A 19246-nucleotide genomic window follows, 5' to 3' on the forward strand; every position below is an offset into this window, starting at 1 on the left:
GCGGGCCGACACTGGATGAACCGACAAGACCCGTCGCCTGACCGGCGGCGGGTCATTGCATGCGGGGCGACGGCTTGGTGATCGCGCGCAGTACCCGCGCCTCTGCAACCATCGCGATCAGCACGTCGATGTGCCGCAGCAGGCTGTAGCCCGCATCGGAATTCAGGCGCTCCTTTTCCAGCGCGGCCTCGATATCCATCAACTGCAACAGGGCCGCCGCGTGACGCGGCAAGACCCCGTACCCGAGGAGACGGGGCAGGTGGCTTGACCTGCGGTAATTTTCCGCGCCGAGGCGCGCCGCGCGCATCATCAGACGCGGGCGGTGAAGGGTGTTGAGCATCGACAGGACATCTTGCATGGCCGGGTTCCTCAGCAAAACGCGCTCCCACCACGGGAGAATCGCTGCCCCGGTTTTTGCACAACTCAAGCGGGTGTTGCGTTGCCATCGCGGGGCCCGTTCGCCGCTTTCACCACTGTTTAGAATTTGGAAACAATGATTGAGAAACTGATCGAATTTTAACGATCAGGTAACCAGTGCAGCCATAGGTTGCGTCCTGTTGGCCTGTGGATAACTTTGCAAACATCTGAAACCAAACCAGAAAACCGAAGTGGAATTGAATTGCCAGCCGAAAGCGGTCACCAATCCCTGCACTTGCCTGCCTGGGTGCCCGAGGGGGCGCTGCACTATCTCGCGCACACGGAACTGGGGCAGCCGATGCGGGAACTGGCGCGAAGCGCGGGCTGCCATGCCTCGACGATCATGCGCCAGATCCGCCGCATCGAGACACGGCGCGACGATCCGCTTGTGGATGCCGCGCTCAGACACCTTGGCAAGTTCCGCGCGGCGAAACACTGTTCGAAGGAAGACCCGCCCATGGTCCAAGACACCCCCTGCAAGGTACCGGACGAAGCCACGCTGGAGCACGAAGCGCTGCGCATCCTGCCCCGGTTGTGTGAAACCGGCGCGGTGCTGGCTGTTGCCGCCGACATGGAGAAGGCGGTCGTCGTCAGGGATACCGCATCCGGCGGCAGCACGCGGACGGCCGTCGTCGACACCGCCGTGGCGCAGGCGATGGCGCTGAAAGACTGGATCGCGCCGACCAATTCGGGGCGCATCATCCGCTACTTCATCACCACGGCCGGGCGCAACGCGCTGCAACGGCTGATCGGCAGGGACAGGGCCGGCAAGCGCGCCGACCGCGGCTTTGCCGAGGCGCAGACTGCCTTCGACGGGCCGGGTGCGGACTGGGAGGACGGCAGCGATCCCGCCTGCGAGACCCGCCGCCAGCGGATGCGGTATTCGGTTGCCGAAAGTCCCCTTGTTGCCTTGTCCCGGCGGCGCGACAGATCGGGAAAGCCGTTCCTGACCGATGCGCAGGTTCACGCCGGAGAGCGCCTGCGCGAAGATTTCGAACTGGCCCAGATGGGAAGCCGCATCACGCAGAACTGGCAGGGTTTCCTGACGGGCGGGACGCAAGCGGGGCCGGGTGCTGGCGCCGGCGTTCCGGATCATGCCCGCGCGGCGCAGTCGCGCGTGACCGCGGCGCTCAGTCACCTTGGGCCCGGGCTCTCGGACGTGGCGCTGCGCTGCTGCTGCTACCTCGAGGGGCTGGAGACCACCGAAAAGCGGCTTGGCTGGTCCGCGCGGTCGGGCAAGATCGTGCTGCGCATCGCGCTGATGCGGCTCAGGCGGCACTACGACGAAACGATCGGTCCCGGCGGCCCGATGATCGGATGAGCGCAGCCCGACCGGCGGATGCCAGATACGCCGCCGATCACGAAAATGTTTTTGGTGCTCTCCACGGCCCGTGCCATGGTGATGGGAAAACCAGTTTCCGATCACTTTTGCGATTTCCGAGGGAGACCATCACATGCAAAAGACTTTCACTTCCAAGACCGTGGCCGTTCTGATGTGCGGCATGGTCGCCACCGCAGGCTTTGCTGCCAGCCACGCGGGCGGCGAGAACAAGAGCGTCGAGGCCCGCCACCACCAGATGCAGATGATCGCCTACCACACGGGCATCCTGGGGGGCATCGCCAAGGGCGAGATGGAATACGACTCTGCAATGGTGGATGCCGCGGCCAGCAACATCGCCTCTCTCGCGGCGATGGAGCGTGCGACCCTCTGGATCGAGGGAACGGAGCAGGGGGCCGCCGCCGACTCGCGCGCGAAGCCGGAAATCTGGAGCGACGCGGAAGGGTTCGCCGCCGCGTTCGAGGATCTCGAAACCGCTGCCAGCGCCGTGGTCGGTGCCGGTGACACCGCTGCCGTGGGCGCGGGGATGGGTGACATCGGCGGCGCCTGCAAGGCCTGCCACGAGAAATACCGCGGCCCGGAAAACTGATCGCCGGGGCTGACCCTTGCGCCGTTTCCTGATTTCGGTCTGCCTGCTGGCGGTAATCGGTCTGGGGGTGTTCTGGGTGCTGACGCGCCCGGCGCCCCTGAGGGCCGATGTCGCGGCCGGTCATACCGTGGATGCAGACAACGGCGCGGGGGTCTTTCACGCGGGCGGCTGCGCCTCTTGCCATGCGGCACCGGAAAGCGAAGACAAGCTGACCCTGGCGGGTGGGGAAGCCTTTGCCAGCCCCTTCGGCACGTTCCACGCGCCCAACATCTCGCCCGGGCCGCAGGGCATCGGCGGTTGGGATTTGCCTGCCTTCGCCCGCGCGGTCACGCGGGGCGTCTCGCCCGAGGGGCAGCATTACTACCCCGCCTTTCCCTACACGGCATACGTCCACATGACCGATACGGATGTGGCCGACCTCTTTGCCTACATGCAGACGCTGCCGGTCTCCGACACGCCAAGCAAGCCGCACGACGTGGGGTTTCCCTTCAACATCCGGCGCGGCCTGGGACTTTGGAAGCTGCTTTACGTCCACGAAGACTACGTGATGGCGGGCGATCTGGACGACGAACTGGCGCGCGGCCGCTACCTGGTCGAGGCATTGGGCCATTGCGGCGAATGCCATACCCCGCGCGGGCCGCTGGGCGGGCTCGAGCGTGACGCGTGGCTGACCGGCGCGCCCAATCCGTCGGGCAAGGGGCGGATCCCCAATATCACGCCGGGCGGACTGGACTGGTCGGCGACCGATATCGCCTATTACCTGCAAAGCGGCCTGACCCCGGACTACGACAGTGTGGGCGGGTCGATGGCGTCGGTCGTGCAGAACCTCGCGCAGTTGCCCGAAGATGACCGGGCGGCCATTGCCGCCTACCTCAAGGCGCTGCCCTAGTGGTTTGAACCGGCTCCGACGCCTGCTATCCTCTGGGCAGGAAGGAGCCGCAAATGCAGATCCTGATCGTGGGTGCCGGCCCGACGGGCCTGACGGCGGCCGTCGAACTTGCCCGCCGGGGCGTTGTGCCGCGCGTGATCGACAAGCGTCCGGGCCCGTCGCAACTGAGCCGCGCGGTGGGTATCCTGCAACGGTCCATGGATATCCTTGCGCCGTCCGGCGTGGCCGATGCCATCGCGGCGGAAGCCATCCGCTTCGACGGTATCGCCTTTCACAAGGGGGCGGAGCGGATCGCGACCTTCCCGCTGAATTTCGACGACCGAACGCGCCTCTATGGGCTGCCGCAGGACCGGACGGAACATTTCCTTGCCCAAGCGCTTGAACGCTACGGCGGACGGATCGAGTACGACGTTCCGTTCGAGGGGCTGACGCAGGACGCGGCAGGTGTCCACGCCGTCCTGGGGGCAGGACCGCGCGGTTCGACCAGGTGATCGGCGCGGACGGCACGCACAGCGCCGTGCGGCAGGCACTCGGGCTGGACTTTCCCGGCTACGACCTGTCGGGCCGCTGGTCCATTGCCGACGTGGACAGCCCGGACTGGCGCGATCCCCGGTTGTTTCAGGGCTTTCTCTTGCCCGAGGGCGAGGTCTGCATCGTGGCCCCGCTGGAACGCGCGCGCTTCCGGGTCATCGCCAGCACCGCGGACGCGCTGGCGGCCCTGCCGGTTCCGATGAACGTGAGCGCCGTCCGCCGGAGCGGGGATTTCACCATCTCCGTGCGTCAGGTGACGCGTTACACGGTGGGGCGGGTACACCTTGCCGGGGACGCGGCGCATTGCCATTCCCCGGCCGGCGGGCGCGGCATGAACCTTGGAATCGCCGACGCGGCGGACCTTGCCGGTCGGCTGATCGATGGTGGGTTGCCGGAGTATCACGCGGCGCGGCAGGCCGAGGGCGCGCATGTCCTGGCGTTCAGCGAGGGCCTGCGAAAGGCCGTGCAGTCGAAAAGCCCGCTGCGCCGGGCGGTGATGCCAAGATTGATGCGGATGATCGCCGCCGTTCCGCCGCTGCGCCGGGCCGCGATGCGGTATTTCGTGAGCGGCTAGGCAAGCCCCAGCTTGCGGTTCCGCGCCTCGCGCAGGCGCGCGAAATCGTCGCCCGCGTGGTAGGATGACCGCGTGAGCGGCGTGGCGGAGACCATGAGGAACCCCTTGCCGTAAGCCGCCTTTTCGTAGGCCGCGAACTCATCCGGATGCACGAACCGGTCCACCCGATGATGCTTGGGCGTGGGTTGCAGGTACTGGCCGATGGTGAGGAAGTCGATATCGGCGGCGCGCATGTCCTCCATCACCTGAATGACCTGCTGGCGCTCTTCGCCGAGGCCCACCATGATCCCGGACTTCGTGAACATCGACGGGTCCAGTTCCTTGACCCGCTGGAGCAGGCGCAGCGAGTGGAAATACCGCGCGCCGGGCCGCACCTCGGGGTAGAGCCCCGGGACGGTTTCGAGGTTGTGATTGAAGACGTCCGGCTTCGCGGCGACCACGACCTCCAGCGAGCCCGGCGTCGCGCGGATGAAATCCGGTGTCAGGATCTCAATCGTGGTCTCGGGCGACCGTTTGCGGATGGCGCGGATGGTCTGGGCGAAATGTTCGGCCCCGCCGTCCTCCACGTCGTCGCGGTCGACGCTGGTGATGACCACGTGATTCAGCCCCAGCTTGGCGACGGCGTCCGCCACGCGGCCCGGCTCGAACACGTCGAGCGCCTCGGGCGGCTTGCCGGTGGCGATGTTGCAGAAGGTGCAGGCGCGGGTGCAGACCTCGCCCATGATCATCATGGTGGCGTGGCCCTGCGACCAGCATTCGCCGACGTTCGGGCATCCGGCTTCTTCGCAGACCGTGGTCAGCTTGTTGTCGCGCATGATCTTCGCGGTGTCGGCATATCCCTTGCCACCGGGCGCCTTGACCCTGATCCAGTCCGGCTTCTTGGGCTGGGCGTTGTCGGGCTTGCGCGCCTTTTCCGGGTGGCGCTGTTCGGGGATCTTCAGATCGCGCATGGAGACCTCATGTTGCATGAGCCTTATGTAACACAGTTGCGGCCCGGCGAAAGCCCGTGCGGCGCAATGCCGTCCTGCGTTCCGTGCGGGGCGGTCAGAAGCGGCGCGGCACCCGTTCGGTGGTCGCCCAGTCGGGCCACCAGCCCATCCATTCGATGCCGAAGATCAGAAGCGCCAGAATGATCGCCCCAAAGACGAGCTTGACCCGTGTCGCGGACGGCGGGTTGCGGGCCCAGCGGGACATGCGCATCAGCCAGATCGGGTTCATGTGAAACGGACCTTTCCGATGAAGGGCAGGTTGCGGTCGCGTTGGGCGTAGTCGATGCCGTAGCCCACCACGAATTCGTCGGGAATCTCGAACCCGGTCCAGTCCGCCTTCATGTCGACCTCGCGGCGGCTTGGCTTGTCCAGCAGGGCGATGGTCTTGAGCCGGGCGGGTTCGCGCGATTTGAGGAGGTTGGTGACGTGATGCAGCGTGTGGCCGGTGTCGACGATATCCTCGACCACCAGCACGTCGCGTCCTTCGATGGCGCCGCGCAGGTCCTTGAGGATGCGCACTTCGCGGCTGCTCTGCATGCCGTCGCCATAGCTCGACGCTTCGAGGAAATCGACCTCGATCGGGAGGTCCAACTCGCGGACCAGATCGGCGATGAACACGAAGGATCCGCGCAGAAGCCCGACCACCACCAGCTTGTCGGTGCCCTCGAATTCCGCCTGTATGGCCCGGCACAGGGCCTCGATCCGGGCGGCGATGGATTTGGCCGAGATCATTTCATCAATCACGTAGCGACGATCTGTCATGACCATTGGCCCTTGAATTCATGGCGTTTACCGGTGACATAGAGCTAAACCGAGCAGACCCGGAACGCAATGCCGACCCATTCAGAGACCAGAGAGCTGCCCTATACCCCGCAACAGATGTACGATCTGGTTGCGGACGTGGGCAAGTACCCCGAATTCCTGCCCTGGACCGCCGCCGCCCGCATACGCAGCGACGAACAGGTGGATGACCACCGCGTGATGGATGCGGACCTTGTCATCAGCTTCAAGGTCTTCCGCGAACGGTTCACCAGCCGCGTGACGCTGTGGCCCGACGACATGAAGATCGACACCGAATACCTGGACGGACCATTCAAGTACATGCTGTCGAACTGGCACTTCGAGGATGCGCCGAAGGGCTGCAATGTGCATTTCCACGTGGATTTCGAATTCCGCAACCGCATCCTTCAGGGAATCATCGGCGTGGTGTTCAACGATGCCATGCAGCGGGTCGTGCGCGCCTTCGAGCAGCGCGCGGCGGATCTCTACGGCCCCGCCGGATGAAGACCGTCACGGACCAGCTGATCCGGTTTCGCAAGGCCGAGGTGCCCGCCGAAGCGGCCGTGATGATGCGTCTGTCGCTGTTCGACTGGGCCGCCTGCGGCATCGCCGGGGCGCAGGCGGGCACGTTCGACGATTTCGCCGCCGCGCAGCGGGCGATGGGCACGGGACAGGCGCAGATATTCGGCGGTGGCTCTGCCACGGCACCTTCCGCCGCGCTTGTGAACGGCACGCTGTCCCACGCGCTGGATTACGACGATACCCATTTCGCCCATATCGGGCATCCGTCTGTCGCGGTGCTGCCCGCCGTCATCGCGCTGGCGGAGGAACTGTCCGCGCCGCTGGACGACGTGGTTCTTGCCGCGACGCTGGGGGTCGAGGCTTCGATCCTCGTGGGTCTGTGGCTGGGGCGCAGCCATTACCAGGTCGGGTACCACCAGACGGCCACCGCCGGGGCCTTTGGCGCGGTGATGGGCTGCGCGCGTCTGCTGGAACTGGACAAGCGGCAGCTGCGGGCCGCGCTGGGGCTTTGCGCCAGCATGGCGTCGGGTCTGAAGGCACAGTTCGGCACCATGGCCAAGCCGCTCAACGCCGGTCTTGCCGCACGCACGGGGGTGGAGGCGGCGCTCTGGGCGCAGGCCGGCATGACCGCGGCGGAGGACGGGCTTGCCGGGCCGCTGGGATTTGGCCCGACGCACCACGGCGAGGCGGCGGAGGTCACGTTGCCGCGCGGCACCTGGCGCATCACCGAGATCAGCCACAAGTTCCACGCCTGCTGCCACGGTCTGCACGCGATGCTCGAGGCCGTCCGGGAGGCCACGCTCGATCCCGATACCGTGGAGAGCATCCACATCCGCACCAGTCCGCGCTGGATGAGCGTCTGCAACATCGAGACACCGGCCACCGGGCTGGAGGCCAAGTTCAGCTACACGCAGACATGCGCGATGGCGCTTCTGGGGCACGATACCGGCGCCATCGCCAGTTTCACCGATGATGTCACGAAAGACGCGGACATCGTCGCGCTGCGCGCGCGGATCCGGGTGAGCGAGGAAGCCCGCCTGTCCGAGACGCAGTCGGAAGTCGCCGTGTCCCTGGCCGGGGGGGCGATGCGGCGGCTCAAGCATGACCTGTCCGCCCCGTTGTCGCTGGAAACCCGCGCGGCCAAGCTGCAGGACAAGGCCGTGGCGCTTCTGGGCGAGGACCGCGCCGAAGCGCTCTGGCAGGCCGCCCAGGGCGACGACCTGCGCGCCCTGATGGATCAGCTCGTCAGGTCGTAGGCGCGTTCGCCGTGGCTGGACAGGTCCAGCCCGTCGGATTCGGCCTCGGCGTCGACCCGCATGGGAACCACCGCGCGGCAGGCGTAGGCGATGACCAGTGTCATGACGGTGGTGAAGGCGCCGACGATGGCCAGCGATCCCAGTTGCGCGGCCCACGTGCCGGCCCCCAGCGCCGCGATCATAACGGTGCCGAATATGCCGCCCACGCCGTGCACGGCAAAGACGTCGAGCGTGTCGTCCACCCGCATCTTGTTCCGGATCAGCACGACGGCCTCCTGGCACAGGATGCCCGCGATGCCGCCGATCAGCAACGCCGCCCACGGGCCCACGAAACCCGACGCGGGCGTGATCGACGCGAGGCCCGCGATGGTGCCCGTCACGAGACCCACCAGCGACGACTTGCCGAACTTGATCTTCTCCCACAGCGCCCATGTCAGCGAGGCGGTCGCGGCGGAGATATGGGTCACGGTGATCGCCATGGCGGCGCCGCCGTCGGCGGCCAGCTGCGAGCCGCCGTTGAAGCCGAACCAGCCGACCCAGAGCATCGCGGCCCCGATCATCACGAGTCCGGGGCTGTGCGGCGGCTTGGTGTTGTCGCGGCGCGCGCCCAGCATGATCGCGAGGATCAGCGCGGCGATCCCCGCCGTTTCATGCACCACGATGCCGCCCGCGAAATCCCGCACGCCGGTCTCGCCGAAGATGCCACCGTCGGCCAGCATCCCGCCGCCCCAGACCCAGTGCACCACCGGCGCGTAGCACAGCAGCATCCACAGCCCCGAGAACAGCAGCAGGAAGGCGAAGTTGACCCGCTCCACGTAGGCGCCGACGATCAGGGCGGGCGTGATGATGGCGAATGTCATCTGGAAGGCGAAGAACAGGATCTCGGGCAGGGTGCCGGCGAGGCTGTCGGCGGTGACACCGCCGAGGCCGGCCTTGCCCAGCCCGCCCCAGATCCCGCCGGGTTCGGCGCCGAAGGCGATGGAATAGCCCAGCAGGAACCACAGCACCGACATCAGGCAGGCGAGCGCGTAGCAATGCATGAACACGCTGAGCACGTTGCGGGCGCGCACGAGCCCGCCATAGAACAGGGCAAGCCCCGGCAGTGTCATGAAGAGGACCAGCGCGGTGGCGGTCATGATCCAGGCGGAATCGGCGGCGTTCATCGTTGGGTCTCCCGGTCGGCATCAAGGTTGCCGCACCTTGACCAAGTGCCGTGCCCGGAAAAGTCCCGGCCTGCCTGTTTTGTGGTCTTTTGTGAAAATGCCTGATTTTTCGGCGGGAAGCCGCACCTTTCGCCCAGGATCAGGGCAAAGTGTGAAGCCCTTCGAGCAGCAGCGTCTGCGCATAGTCGCGCGCCGCGGTACGCACCCGGCTGCGCCCCAGCGCGCCGAATTCCTGTGTGACGCTCCAGACCTGAATGCCCGAGGCGAGGCCGAAGCAGACCCGGCCTTCGGGCTTGTTGTCGGATCCGCCGGGGCCGGCGATCCCGGTGATCGACACGGCCAGTCCCGCGTCCGACCCGGCCAGCGCACCCGTCGCCATCTCCTTCGCGACCTCTTCGGACACCGCGCCGTGCATGTGAAGCGTGCCGGGTTTCACCCCCAGAAGTGCTGTCTTGGCCGCGTTGGTGTAGGTCACGAACCCGCGGTCGAACATCATCGACGATCCGGGCAATTCGGTCAGCGCCGCCGCGACGAGCCCGCCGGTACAGCTTTCGGCGCAGGCAATCATGACACCCTTAGTCCTAGCCAATTCAAGTATTTGTGCGGCAATGCTCATGTCAGAACTCCGTGGTACAGCCCGGCGAGCGCCATCACCCCCAGCGCCGCGAGGATGCCCGCGATCACGTCGTCCAGCATCACGCCGAGCGGATCGCCCCGCCGGTCGGCCCATCCCACCAGCCAGGGTTTCCAGATGTCGAACAGCCGGAACAGGACGAAGGCCGCGATCCAGCCCGGCCACATCACCGTCACGTCCATGCCCCGTGTCCAGGCCGCGTAGGACAGCGGCAGCAGCGCGACCCACTGGCCCGCGACCTCGTCGATCACGATCTCGGAGGGGTCATGGTCGTCGCTGCCCGCCGTCATCCGGGAGGTGGCCCACCAACCGCCGAAGAACGCGGCGCCGATGCCCAGCACCAGCAAGGGCAGCCCCCCAGCACATGGAGCAGCCAGCCCCAGGGCAGCGCCACCAGCGATCCCCAGGTGCCCGACGCGGGCCGGATGTACCCGATGCCCAGCACCGTGCCGATCAACCGCGCGGGGGTCATGGCTTCACCAGCGTTGCCGTGGCCATGCAGGCAATCCCTTCGCCCCGGCCGGTAAAGCCCAGCCGTTCCGACGTTGTCGCCTTCACGGACACGCGCGACTCTTCAAGGCCCAGCAACCCGGCCATGACGCGCCGCATTTCCGGGGCGTGAGGGCCGATCTTGGGGGTTTCGCAGATCAGCGTGCAGTCCACATGGGTCAGGGCAAAGCCCGCGTCCGACGCGAGGGTCGCCGCGTGACGCAGGAATATCTCGCTTGCGGCGCCCTTCCATTGGGGTTCCGTCGGGGGAAAGTGCTGGCCGATGTCGCCCATGGCCAGTGCGCCATAAATCGCGTCCGTCACCGTGTGCATGCCGACGTCCGCATCCGAATGTCCCACCAGCCCGCGATCGTGCGGGATGCGCACCCCGCACAGCGTCACGTGGTCTCCCGGCCCGAAGGCGTGCACGTCGAAGCCGTTGCCTGTCCTGATGTCCATCCTGCCCTCCAGTAGGCGTGCCGCGCGGGCGAAGTCGCCCGGCGTGGTGATCTTGATGTTATCCGCGTCGCCCCGCGTGATGGCAACCGGGTGTCCCGCCGCCCGGGCCACCGCCACGTCGTCCGCCGCCGGGCCGTCGTACTGCCGGTGCGCGTCCCGGATCAGCGCGAGGTCGAAACCCTGCGGGGTCTGGGCCGCCACGAGGTTGTCACGGTCCTGCGTGCCGGCGACCTGCGCGCCCTCGCTGCGCCAGAGCGCATCCGTGACCGGCAGGCCGGGCGCCGCGGCATCGCATGTATCGAGCGCCGCGATCACGTCCGCGATCACAGCCTGGCTCACGCAGCAGCGCGCCGCGTCGTGGATCAGCACCTTGCCCGTCGCGGGCAGCAGGGCCAGCCCCGCACGGACCGAGGCCGCGCGGTCCGCGCCGCCGGGGGCCACATCTATGCCCTCGCGCCGGAAGGCTTCGGCCCGGTCCATGTCGTCGGGGTGCAGGACAAGGGCGATGCGGTCGACGCGGGGCGCCGCGCGGAAGGCGGCAAGGGTATGTTCGAGTACGCTGCGCCCGGCGATCCGCTGCCACTGCTTGGGAAGGTCGCCGCCGGCGCGGGTGCCGCGCCCGGCTGCCACCACGAGGGCGGAAATGGTCATCTGGGCCTCCGGTCACGCATGAGGTCTGTCTAGGCAAACTGGCGGAGGCGCGCAATCGGCATGTCGGCTGCCTAAAAGATAGGCACAACGCAATGTGATGGCCGTTAATGGGGCGATATCGCGTTGAGGTCCGGGTGGTGCGGGAGTAGACCAGAGACAAGCGCCCAAGGATTAAGCACGTGACCCCGACCAGCCTGCCGATCGACCTGACCCCGCCGGTGTTTCTCGCCCCGATGGCCGGAATCACCGATCTGCCTTACCGCAGCCTCGTGGCGCGCTTCGGCGCGGGGCTGGTGGTCTCCGAGATGGTGGCCAGCCAGGAGTTGCTGACCCGTCGCCCCGGCACCCGCGAGAAGGCCGAACTGGGGCTTGGGGTCGAAGGGACCGCGGTGCAGATCGCGGGACGCGAGGCCGAACCCATGGCCGAGGCCGCGCGGATGATCGCGGGGCAGGGCGCGCGGATCATCGACATCAACATGGGCTGCCCGGCCAAGAAGGTGACCAACGGCGCGTCGGGGTCCGCGCTGATGAAGACCCCCGATCACGCGCTGCGCCTGATCGAGGCGGTGGTCAGCGCTGTGGATGTTCCCGTCACGCTCAAGACCCGTCTGGGCTGGGACGACGGGATGCTCAACGCCCCTGACATCGCCCGGCGTGCCGAGGCGGCGGGCATCCGCATGATCACGATCCACGGCCGCACCCGCTGCCAGTTCTACAAGGGACGTGCGGACTGGCGCGCGATCCGGCGGGTCAAGGACGCGGTCGGCATCCCCGTCATCGCAAATGGCGACATCACCGGCCCCCGTACCGCGCGCCAGGCGCTGGACCGGTCCGGCGCGGATGGCGTCATGGTCGGGCGCGGTGCGCAGGGCCGGCCCTGGCTGCTGGCCGAGATTGCCCACGCGCTTCACGGCACGCCCGCCCCCGAGGTGCCCGAGGGGCGCGCTTTCGCGGACATGGTCGAGGATCATTACGATGCCATGCTGTCCTTTTACGGGGCGGCGCTGGGGGCGCGGGTCGCGCGCAAGCATCTGGGCTGGTACATGGACGCCGCCGGCACCTTGCCCGGCCCGCGCCGGGCGCTGCTGACCGCCGCCACACCGGGCGCGGCGCGGCGGCTGATCCGCGACGTCATGATGCCCGACCGGGCCGCGGTGGCGGCGTGAGCATGGACCGCCAGATCTGGGCCTCGCTGCCCATCCCCAGTTTCGTGATCGCGCCGGACAACCGCATCGACGCGGTGAACCCGGCCGCCGAAGGGTTTCTCAACGCCTCGGCCAAGCATGTCACGGGCACGCCGATCTGGGACATGGTGGCCGTCGACGATCCGCTCGAAGAGGCGTTTGCCCGCGCGCGGGAGACCAGCACGCCGCTTTTCGTCAACGACATCGACGTGGGGTCGGGCCAGCGGCCGCCGCTGAAATCATCGCTGCAGATCGCGCCGCTGTCGGGGCGCCCCGGTTACATGCTGATGATGATCAGCCCGCGCGAACTGGCCGGCCGCATGACGCAGAGCCATTCCGTCAAATCCGCCGCGAAGTCCGCCATCGGGATGGCCGAGATGCTGGCGCACGAGATCAAGAACCCCCTTGCCGGCATCACCGGCGCGGCGCAGCTTCTGTCGATGAACCTCAGCGCCGAGGAGCTCGAGCTGACGGATCTGATCGTCGCCGAAAGCCGCCGGATCGTGAAGCTGCTGGAACAGGTCGAGCAGTTCGGCAACCTGACGGAGCCGGTGCGCAAGCCGGTCAACCTGCACGATGTGCTGGACCGGGCCCGGCGCTCGGCGCTGCTGGGCTTTGGCGCGCAGATGAAGATCATCGAGGATTACGACCCCTCGCTGCCGCCCGCACTGGGCGACAAGGACCAGTTGCTGCAGGTGGTGCTGAACCTGCTGAAGAACGCGTCCGAGGCCGCGGGCGAAGGCGGCGGCACGATACGGCTGCACACCTATTTCGAACATTCCTTCCGGCTGCGCCGTGCCGACGGCACGGGCCAGTCGCTGCCGCTGCAGATCGAGGTGATCGACGACGGTCCCGGCCTGCCGGAACACATCAAGTCGGTGATCTTCGACCCCTTCGTGTCGGGGCGTGAGAACGGCACCGGGCTGGGGCTGGCGCTGGTCAGCAAGATCATTTCAGAACACGACGGCTGGATCTCGGTCGACAGCACGCCGGGCCGTACCGTCTTTCGCATTTCGTTGTCCCGCGCCCCGGCGCAGCAAGAGGAGAGTTAAGACATGGATGGCACCGTTCTCGTCGCCGATGACGACCGCACGATCCGCACCGTCCTGACACAGGCGCTGACCCGCGCGGGCTGCAAGGTACATGCCACGTCCAGCCTCACGACGCTGATGCGCTGGGTGGGCGAGGGCAAGGGCGACGTGGTCATCACCGATGTGGCCATGCCGGACGGCAACGGTCTGGAAATGCTGCCGAAGATATCCATCGACCGGCCCGACATGCCGGTGATCGTGATCTCGGCCCAGAACACCATCATGACGGCGATCAAGGCGGCGGAGGCCGAAGCCTTCGATTACCTGCCCAAGCCCTTTGACCTGCCGGACCTGATGAAACGCACGGCCCGCGCGCTCGATCGCAAGGGCGCGCCGCGCGCGGCACCCGTCTCCAAGGCCGCGTCCGAGGACCGTGACGATCTGCCTCTGGTCGGACGCACACCGGTGATGCAGGCGCTTTACCGGCTGGTAGCGCGGGTGATGAACACGGATCTGCCGGTTCTCATCTGGGGCGAGAGTGGCACCGGCAAATCGTTGATCGGACGGGCGATCCACGACTTTTCCGATCGCCGGTCGCTGCCGTTCGTCACCGTCACCGGCGCCGAGCTGCAGGATCTCGAAGGACCGGCGCGGGTTCTGGCGCGGGTGCGCGGCGGAACGCTGCTGATCGACGAGATCGCGGACATCGACCAGGAGGTTCAGGCCCGCATCGCGCGGATGATGGACGCGCCGGGCGAATACAGTCCGCGTTTCCTCGCCACCAGCCAATCCGACCTCGCCGCCGCGATGAAGGCAGGCACCCTGCGCCGCGACCTTTATTACCGGTTGTCGGGCGCGACACTGCATGTGCCCGCCCTGCGCGACCGGGTGGAGGACATAGAGCTTCTGGCGGCGCATTTCCTTGAAAAGGCCGAAGGCACGGGCACCACCGGGCCGCGCCATCTGTCCGAAGGGGCCGCCAAGGTCTTTGGCAACTATCCATGGCCGGGCAACGTGCGCCAGCTTGAACACGCCATGCGCCAGCTGGCGCTGACCAGCCGCGCGGCGGAAATTTCGCAGGCCGAGGCGGAACAGGTTCTGGGCGCGCAGCCATCCGCGGAACCGCTGAGCACGCAGGCCAATACCGAACGTCTGGGCCAGAGCGTGGAGCGGCACCTGCGCCGCTATTTCGACCAGCACGGCGCGATGCTGCCGCCGCCGGGGCTCTATGCCCGCATCCTGCGGGAGGTCGAGGCGCCGCTGATCGAGATCGCCCTTGGCGCGACGTCCGGGAATCAGGCGAAATGCGCCGATCTGCTGGGCATCAACCGGAACACCCTGCGCAAGAAAATCACCGACCTCGATATTGAGGTGACACGGGGTCGCAAAATGATGTAAAACCGCCACATAACCGTGGCCATCGTGTCTCAGCCAAAGGCTCAGTGCGGTCAGGACCACATAATATGGCGGTTGATGCCCCGGTGCATCACATCATCAGGCGAGGTAGCGGGTGGTATCCCGGTCACGCAGGATTACGTTGGAACGTCTGGGCCGCCTGCGGCGTGTCAAGCGTGTGCGCAATCTGGCCACGCTGGGTCTGGTCGTGCTCGGGCCCGTGCTGGCCATGGCGACCTATCTCATCCTCGGTCCTCTGGGGCAGGGGGCGAACACGCCGAGCCTGCGGCTCATCCTGCTGACGGACCTTGTCTATGTCCTGCTTGTCGCGGCTCTGGTCCTGTCGCAGGTGGCCCGGCTCATCGCCGCGCGCCGGGCCAAGTCGGCGGGATCGCGGCTGCACCTGCGTCTCACGGGCGTTTTCGCCCTGATGGCGCTGATCCCGACCGTCAGCGTCGCGGTGTTCGCCGGGCTGACGGTGAACGTGGGGCTTGAGGGCTGGTTCTCGGACCGGGTCCGCTCGGTCGTGGAAACATCGCTGACCGCCGCCCAGGCCTACGAGAACGAGCAGCGCGAGGGCCTGCGCGAGGACGCGGCGGCGCTGGCGCGGTTCATCGACCAGAACGCCGGGCCGGGCCGCGTGCTGACCGACCGCCAACTGCTGACCGAGGGGCAGCGCCAGATCCAGCGCGGCCTGCGCGAGGCCTACCTGATCGACGGCACCGGGCAGATCCGGGCGCGGGGAGCGCGGTCCTATCTTTTCAACTTCGAAGAGCCGACGAGCGCGCAGATCGAGGAATCGCGCGGCAGCCGGATTCTGGTGATCGAGGACTGGGCGAACAACGAATTCCGCGCGCTGGTGCCGCTGGACAGCGCTGTCGATCGGTATCTCTACGTCAGCCGCGATGTGGACGGTGATATCCTGTCGCTTCTCGATGAAACACAGGAGACCGCGCGGCTCTACCAGCAGCTCGAAGCGGATCGGGGCAGGCTGCTGTTCGAGTTCGGTCTGCTCTATGTCGGGTTCGCGGTCATTCTGATCCTCGCGGCGGTCTGGCTGGGCCTGTGGTTCGCCGAACGGCTCTCGGGCCCCGTGGGGCGGCTGACAGGCGCGGCGCAACAGGTCGGGGCGGGGGACCTCAACGTGCAGGTCCGCGAGGAGGACGGCGACGACGAGATCGCCATGCTCGGACGGTACTTCAACCAGATGACCACCCAGCTGCGCGGCCAGCGCGAGGCCTTGCTGGACAACAACCGGCAGATCGAGCGTCGCCGCCGGCTGTTCGATTCCGTGCTCACATCGGTCACGTCGGGGGTGGTGGGGCTGGATCCCGAGGGGCGGGTGACCTTCGTCAACCGTTCCGCGATGCGGCTGCTCGACTGGGCCGAGGACCAGCAATCGCTGGCGCTGACGGTCGCAGTGCCCGAGTTCGGCCCGCTTTTCGAGACGCTTGCCGGCACCGGGGTCGAGGCGACGACCGGCGAGGTCAAGGTGTCGCGTCAGGGCGCGATGGAGAACCTGCTTGTCCGCATGGCCACCCGGCGCAGCGACAACGGCAGGCTGGAGGGCTACGTCGTCGCCTTCGATGACGTGACCGACCTCGTGAGCGCGCAGCGCATGGCGGCCTGGGGCGATGTCGCCCGCCGGATCGCGCACGAGATCAAGAACCCGCTGACGCCGATCCAGCTTTCGGCGGAACGCATCAGGCGCAAGTTCGGCAAGCAGCTGCAGGGCGAGGACGCCGACAAGCTGGAGCAGATGACCGGCGTCATCATCAGGCAGACCGGCGACCTGCGGCGCATCGTCGACGAGTTTTCCAAGTTCGCGCGGATGCCCGAGCCTCTGACGGCCGAAGAAGACCTGTGCCAACTGCTGCGCGACGCGGTGCTGCTGCAACAGGCGGGGCAACCGGGGGTGCGGATCGACCTGACGTTGCCGGACCGACCGGTTCCGGCGCAGGTGGACGCCGCGATGATCTCGCAGGCCCTGACAAACCTCATCAAGAACGCCGGCGAAGCGATTGAAAGCCTGAAGGAAAAGGGCGCGCCCGATGATCTGGCGCCGCGCATCGTCGTGACGCTGGTGCCGGGGGGGACCACCGCCCGGATCACCATTGCCGACAACGGCATCGGCCTGCCCGAGGACCGCGCCCGCCTGTTCGAACCCTATGTGACGACCCGCAGCGAAGGCACCGGCCTTGGCCTGCCCATCGTCAAGAAGATCATCGAGGAACACGGCGGCAGCCTGACGCTCGAAAACGCCCCGGTGTTCGAGGGGCAGACCCATTTCGGCGCGATGGCGGTGATCACCCTGCCGGTCGTGCCATCCCAGAACCCCGCCCAGATGGAGGAAACCGCATGAGTGATATTCTGATTGTTGATGATGAGAGGGACATCCGCGAGCTGATTTCGGACATCCTCGAGGACGAGGGATTTGCCACCCGGCTTGCGGGCGGATCGGACGAGGCCATGGCGGCGATCAACACGGAACCGCCGGCGCTGATGATCCTCGACATCTGGCTCAAGGACAGCCGGATGGACGGCATCGACATCCTCAAGGCGGTCAAACGCGACAATCCCGACGTTCCGGTCGTCATCATCTCGGGGCATGGCAATATCGAGATCGCGGTGGCCGCAATCAAGCAGGGGGCCTACGACTTCATCGAGAAGCCTTTCAACATCGATCAACTGCTGGTTGTGATCCGCCGCGCCATGGAAACCTCGCGCCTGCGCCGCGAGAACCAGACGCTCAAGCGCAAGGACGTCGTGTCGTCCGAGATGCTTGGCAATTCGGCGGCCTTCCGTTCGCTTGTCGGCCAGCTCGACAAGGTGACCAAGTCGAACGGCCGCGTGATGCTGAGCGGGCCCGCCGGATCGGGCAAGGAGATCGCGGCCCGCTACATTCACGGCCATTCCAACCGCGCGCAGGCGCCTTTCGTCACCGTCAACTGCGCCGGGGTCGCCCCCGACCGGATGGAGGAAGTCCTGTTCGGTCGCGAGACGGCAGAACGGGGCGTGGAGCCCGGCCTGCTGGAGCAGGCGCACGGCGGGGTGATCTATTTCGACGAAGTGGCGGACATGCCGCTGGGGACGCAGTCCAAGATCCTGCGGGTCTTGGTGGATCAGCAGTTCACCCGCGTGGGCGGCAACGACAAGGTGCGCGTGGACCTGCGGGTCATCTCGTCGACCAACCGCGACCTTGAGGCGGCGATCCGCGCCGAGACCTTCCGGCAGGAACTCTACCATCGGCTGAACGTGGTGCCGATCTCCGTGCCTAGCCTCGAGGACCGGCGCGAGGACATTCCGCTGCTCGCGGAGCATTTCATCGCCGAGTTCAACCGCAGCCAGGGGCTGCCGCAACGCGCGCTGAGCGAGGACGCGGTGGCGCTGATGCAGACGATGGTCTGGCCCGGAAACGTGCGACAGCTCAAGAACCTCGTGGAACGGGTGCTGATCCTGGGCGAGGGGACCGGGCCGATCGAGGCGCGGGAACTGCCGGGCGAGGACGAGCGCGGCGAGGACGATGGCCGCGTCGTGCTGTCGGGTGCGCTGGCCACCCTGCCGCTGCGCGAGGCGCGTGAAGCCTTCGAGCGGGAATACCTGCTGACCCAGATCAACCGCTTCGGCGGCAACATCTCGCGCACGGCGAATTTCGTCGGCATGGAGCGTTCCGCCCTGCACCGCAAGCTGAAATCGCTCGGCGTTGTGACCTCGGCCAAGTCGGGGGTCCGTGTGGCCCACGTCGACGAGGAGCAGGCGGCGGAGTGACGGGCGCCCTGCGGCCGGCGCCCGGTTTCAGCCGCGGTTGACGATCTGGAAGCTGCCGTCGCGGTTGCGGATCACGCAGGCACGCGGCCCAAGCGCGGGCAGCACCCGCGTGGCGGCGGGTGGCGCGGCGCGCGCGATGGTGTCGGGGCAGGGCGGTATCGACACCGGGGCATAGCCCTTGTCGGCCATGCACTGGCGTTCGACACGGTCGCGCAGCCCGTCATTGGGGTCGAAGCTGACGGTTTCGCCGGGGATGTAATAGCCGGGCACCACGCTGCAATTGCCCGCCGAATCGCAGCGCCGGCGCGGCGGCACGAATTCGGGCGGTATGCGCCGCACCTGCGTGCTGGCGGGCACGTCGCGCAGGGCCGATACCTGGCAGGCGGTCGTGTCGCGGTTCAACCGATCCACCGCGACGCCGGGTTTGTAATAGGTTGTCAGCGGCGCGCAGCCTGTCGCCAGCCCGAGGCCCAGAAGGGCAATGATGCGAAGGTGTCTCATGCGTGCATTCTGCACCCGGCCCGGCGCAAAGGCAATCGCCGCCCTTGCCAAGCCGGGCGTCATGTCCTCTAACCGGGGCAGGACG

At 67.2% G+C, this 19246-nt stretch carries 20 protein-coding genes and 1 pseudogene; 12 read left to right on the forward strand and 9 right to left on the reverse strand.

Annotated features, from left to right (window positions below):
• Nucleotides 1–52: 52 nt before the first annotated feature.
• Nucleotides 53–358 (reverse strand): DUF6477 family protein, encoded by a 306-nt coding sequence (locus tag BOO69_RS07690; RefSeq protein WP_071971641.1) that lies wholly within the window; start codon nt 356–358, stop codon nt 53–55.
• A gap of 294 nt (nt 359–652) precedes the next feature.
• Between BOO69_RS07690 and BOO69_RS07695 the strand changes: the two genes are divergently transcribed.
• The 5 genes from BOO69_RS07695 to BOO69_RS23505 all read left to right on the forward strand — a co-directional run bounded on the left by BOO69_RS07695 (nt 653) and on the right by BOO69_RS23505 (nt 4339).
• Nucleotides 653–1738: a DUF6456 domain-containing protein gene (locus BOO69_RS07695; RefSeq protein ID WP_071971642.1), complete on the forward strand. Its 1086-nt coding sequence runs from the start codon at nt 653–655 to the stop codon at nt 1736–1738.
• A 133-nt stretch (nt 1739–1871) separates the two neighbouring features.
• Nucleotides 1872–2345 carry a c-type cytochrome gene (locus tag BOO69_RS07700; protein ID WP_083545470.1) on the forward strand — a complete coding sequence of 158 codons (474 nt, stop codon included), beginning with the start codon at nt 1872–1874 and terminating at the stop codon, nt 2343–2345.
• A gap of 16 nt (nt 2346–2361) precedes the next feature.
• Nucleotides 2362–3234 (forward strand): cytochrome c, encoded by an 873-nt coding sequence (locus tag BOO69_RS07705; RefSeq protein WP_071971643.1) that lies wholly within the window; start codon nt 2362–2364, stop codon nt 3232–3234.
• Nucleotides 3235–3287: 53 nt separating this feature from the next.
• Entirely contained in the window at nt 3288–3725 is a 438-nt protein-coding gene (locus BOO69_RS07710) for an FAD-dependent oxidoreductase (protein WP_071971644.1), read from the forward strand.
• Nucleotides 3722–4339 carry an FAD-dependent oxidoreductase gene (locus BOO69_RS23505; protein ID WP_071971645.1) on the forward strand — a complete coding sequence of 206 codons (618 nt, stop codon included), beginning with the start codon at nt 3722–3724 and terminating at the stop codon, nt 4337–4339. The genes BOO69_RS07710 and BOO69_RS23505 overlap by 4 nt, the downstream gene beginning before the upstream one ends.
• On the opposite strand, the gene lipA is transcribed toward BOO69_RS23505, so the two are convergent.
• The 3 genes from lipA to hpt all read right to left on the reverse strand — a co-directional run bounded on the left by lipA (nt 4336) and on the right by hpt (nt 6090).
• On the reverse strand, nt 4336–5289 hold the full coding sequence (gene lipA / locus BOO69_RS07720; protein ID WP_071971646.1) for a lipoyl synthase: 954 nt from the start codon (nt 5287–5289) through the stop codon (nt 4336–4338). The genes BOO69_RS23505 and lipA overlap by 4 nt on opposite strands.
• Before the next feature lie 94 nt (nt 5290–5383).
• A complete protein-coding gene (locus BOO69_RS23220) occupies nt 5384–5557 on the reverse strand; it encodes a hypothetical protein (RefSeq protein WP_172839512.1) in 174 nt (57 codons plus the stop codon).
• A complete protein-coding gene (hpt, locus tag BOO69_RS07725; RefSeq protein ID WP_071973709.1) occupies nt 5554–6090 on the reverse strand; it encodes a hypoxanthine phosphoribosyltransferase in 537 nt (178 codons plus the stop codon). Before hpt ends, BOO69_RS23220 begins: the two co-directional genes overlap by 4 nt.
• 69 nt (nt 6091–6159) lie before the next feature.
• Between hpt and BOO69_RS07730 the strand changes: the two genes are divergently transcribed.
• A complete protein-coding gene (locus tag BOO69_RS07730; RefSeq protein ID WP_071971647.1) occupies nt 6160–6612 on the forward strand; it encodes a type II toxin-antitoxin system RatA family toxin in 453 nt (150 codons plus the stop codon).
• A complete protein-coding gene (locus tag BOO69_RS07735; protein ID WP_071971648.1) occupies nt 6609–7886 on the forward strand; it encodes an MmgE/PrpD family protein in 1278 nt (425 codons plus the stop codon). The genes BOO69_RS07730 and BOO69_RS07735 overlap by 4 nt, the downstream gene beginning before the upstream one ends.
• On the opposite strand, the gene BOO69_RS07740 is transcribed toward BOO69_RS07735, so the two are convergent.
• From BOO69_RS07740 to BOO69_RS07755, 4 genes and pseudogenes are all read right to left on the reverse strand, one after another.
• Nucleotides 7868–9049: an ammonium transporter gene (locus tag BOO69_RS07740; protein ID WP_071971649.1), complete on the reverse strand. Its 1182-nt coding sequence runs from the start codon at nt 9047–9049 to the stop codon at nt 7868–7870. The two genes, BOO69_RS07735 and BOO69_RS07740, sit on opposite strands and share 19 nt — an antisense overlap.
• A gap of 139 nt (nt 9050–9188) precedes the next feature.
• Nucleotides 9189–9665, reverse strand: a complete 477-nt coding sequence (locus BOO69_RS07745; protein ID WP_071971650.1) for a CinA family protein — start codon at nt 9663–9665, stop codon at nt 9189–9191.
• Nucleotides 9662–10155, reverse strand: a pseudogene (locus BOO69_RS07750) (phosphatidylglycerophosphatase A family protein). Before BOO69_RS07750 ends, BOO69_RS07745 begins: the two are co-directional and overlap by 4 nt.
• Nucleotides 10152–11282, reverse strand: a complete 1131-nt coding sequence (locus BOO69_RS07755; protein WP_071971651.1) for a bifunctional 2-C-methyl-D-erythritol 4-phosphate cytidylyltransferase/2-C-methyl-D-erythritol 2,4-cyclodiphosphate synthase — start codon at nt 11280–11282, stop codon at nt 10152–10154. Before BOO69_RS07755 ends, BOO69_RS07750 begins: the two are co-directional and overlap by 4 nt.
• A gap of 179 nt (nt 11283–11461) precedes the next feature.
• On the opposite strand from BOO69_RS07755, the gene dusB reads away from it, so the two are divergent.
• The 5 genes from dusB (at nt 11462) to ntrX (ending at nt 18660) form a co-directional block, all read left to right on the forward strand.
• Nucleotides 11462–12448 carry a tRNA dihydrouridine synthase DusB gene (dusB, locus tag BOO69_RS07760; protein ID WP_156874888.1) on the forward strand — a complete coding sequence of 329 codons (987 nt, stop codon included), beginning with the start codon at nt 11462–11464 and terminating at the stop codon, nt 12446–12448.
• Nucleotides 12449–12450: 2 nt separating this feature from the next.
• A complete protein-coding gene (locus BOO69_RS07765) occupies nt 12451–13518 on the forward strand; it encodes a two-component system sensor histidine kinase NtrB (RefSeq protein ID WP_418361302.1) in 1068 nt (355 codons plus the stop codon).
• A 3-nt stretch (nt 13519–13521) separates the two neighbouring features.
• Nucleotides 13522–14895, forward strand: a complete 1374-nt coding sequence (locus BOO69_RS07770; RefSeq protein WP_071971653.1) for a response regulator — start codon at nt 13522–13524, stop codon at nt 14893–14895.
• Nucleotides 14896–15007: 112 nt separating this feature from the next.
• The gene (locus BOO69_RS07775) at nt 15008–17254 is read left to right on the forward strand and encodes a sensor histidine kinase NtrY-like (RefSeq protein ID WP_172839513.1); all 2247 of its coding nucleotides are present in this window, start codon (nt 15008–15010) and stop codon (nt 17252–17254) included.
• Nucleotides 17251–18660: a nitrogen assimilation response regulator NtrX gene (ntrX, locus tag BOO69_RS07780; RefSeq protein WP_071971655.1), complete on the forward strand. Its 1410-nt coding sequence runs from the start codon at nt 17251–17253 to the stop codon at nt 18658–18660. Before BOO69_RS07775 ends, ntrX begins: the two co-directional genes overlap by 4 nt.
• A gap of 27 nt (nt 18661–18687) precedes the next feature.
• Here the strand turns inward: ntrX and BOO69_RS07785 are convergent, their stop codons facing one another.
• Nucleotides 18688–19161 (reverse strand): hypothetical protein, encoded by a 474-nt coding sequence (locus BOO69_RS07785; protein ID WP_071973711.1) that lies wholly within the window; start codon nt 19159–19161, stop codon nt 18688–18690.
• Nucleotides 19162–19246: the final 85 nt, after the last annotated feature.

The organism is Sulfitobacter alexandrii (assembly GCF_001886735.1).
Taxonomy (GTDB): Bacteria; Pseudomonadota; Alphaproteobacteria; order Rhodobacterales; family Rhodobacteraceae; genus Sulfitobacter; species Sulfitobacter alexandrii.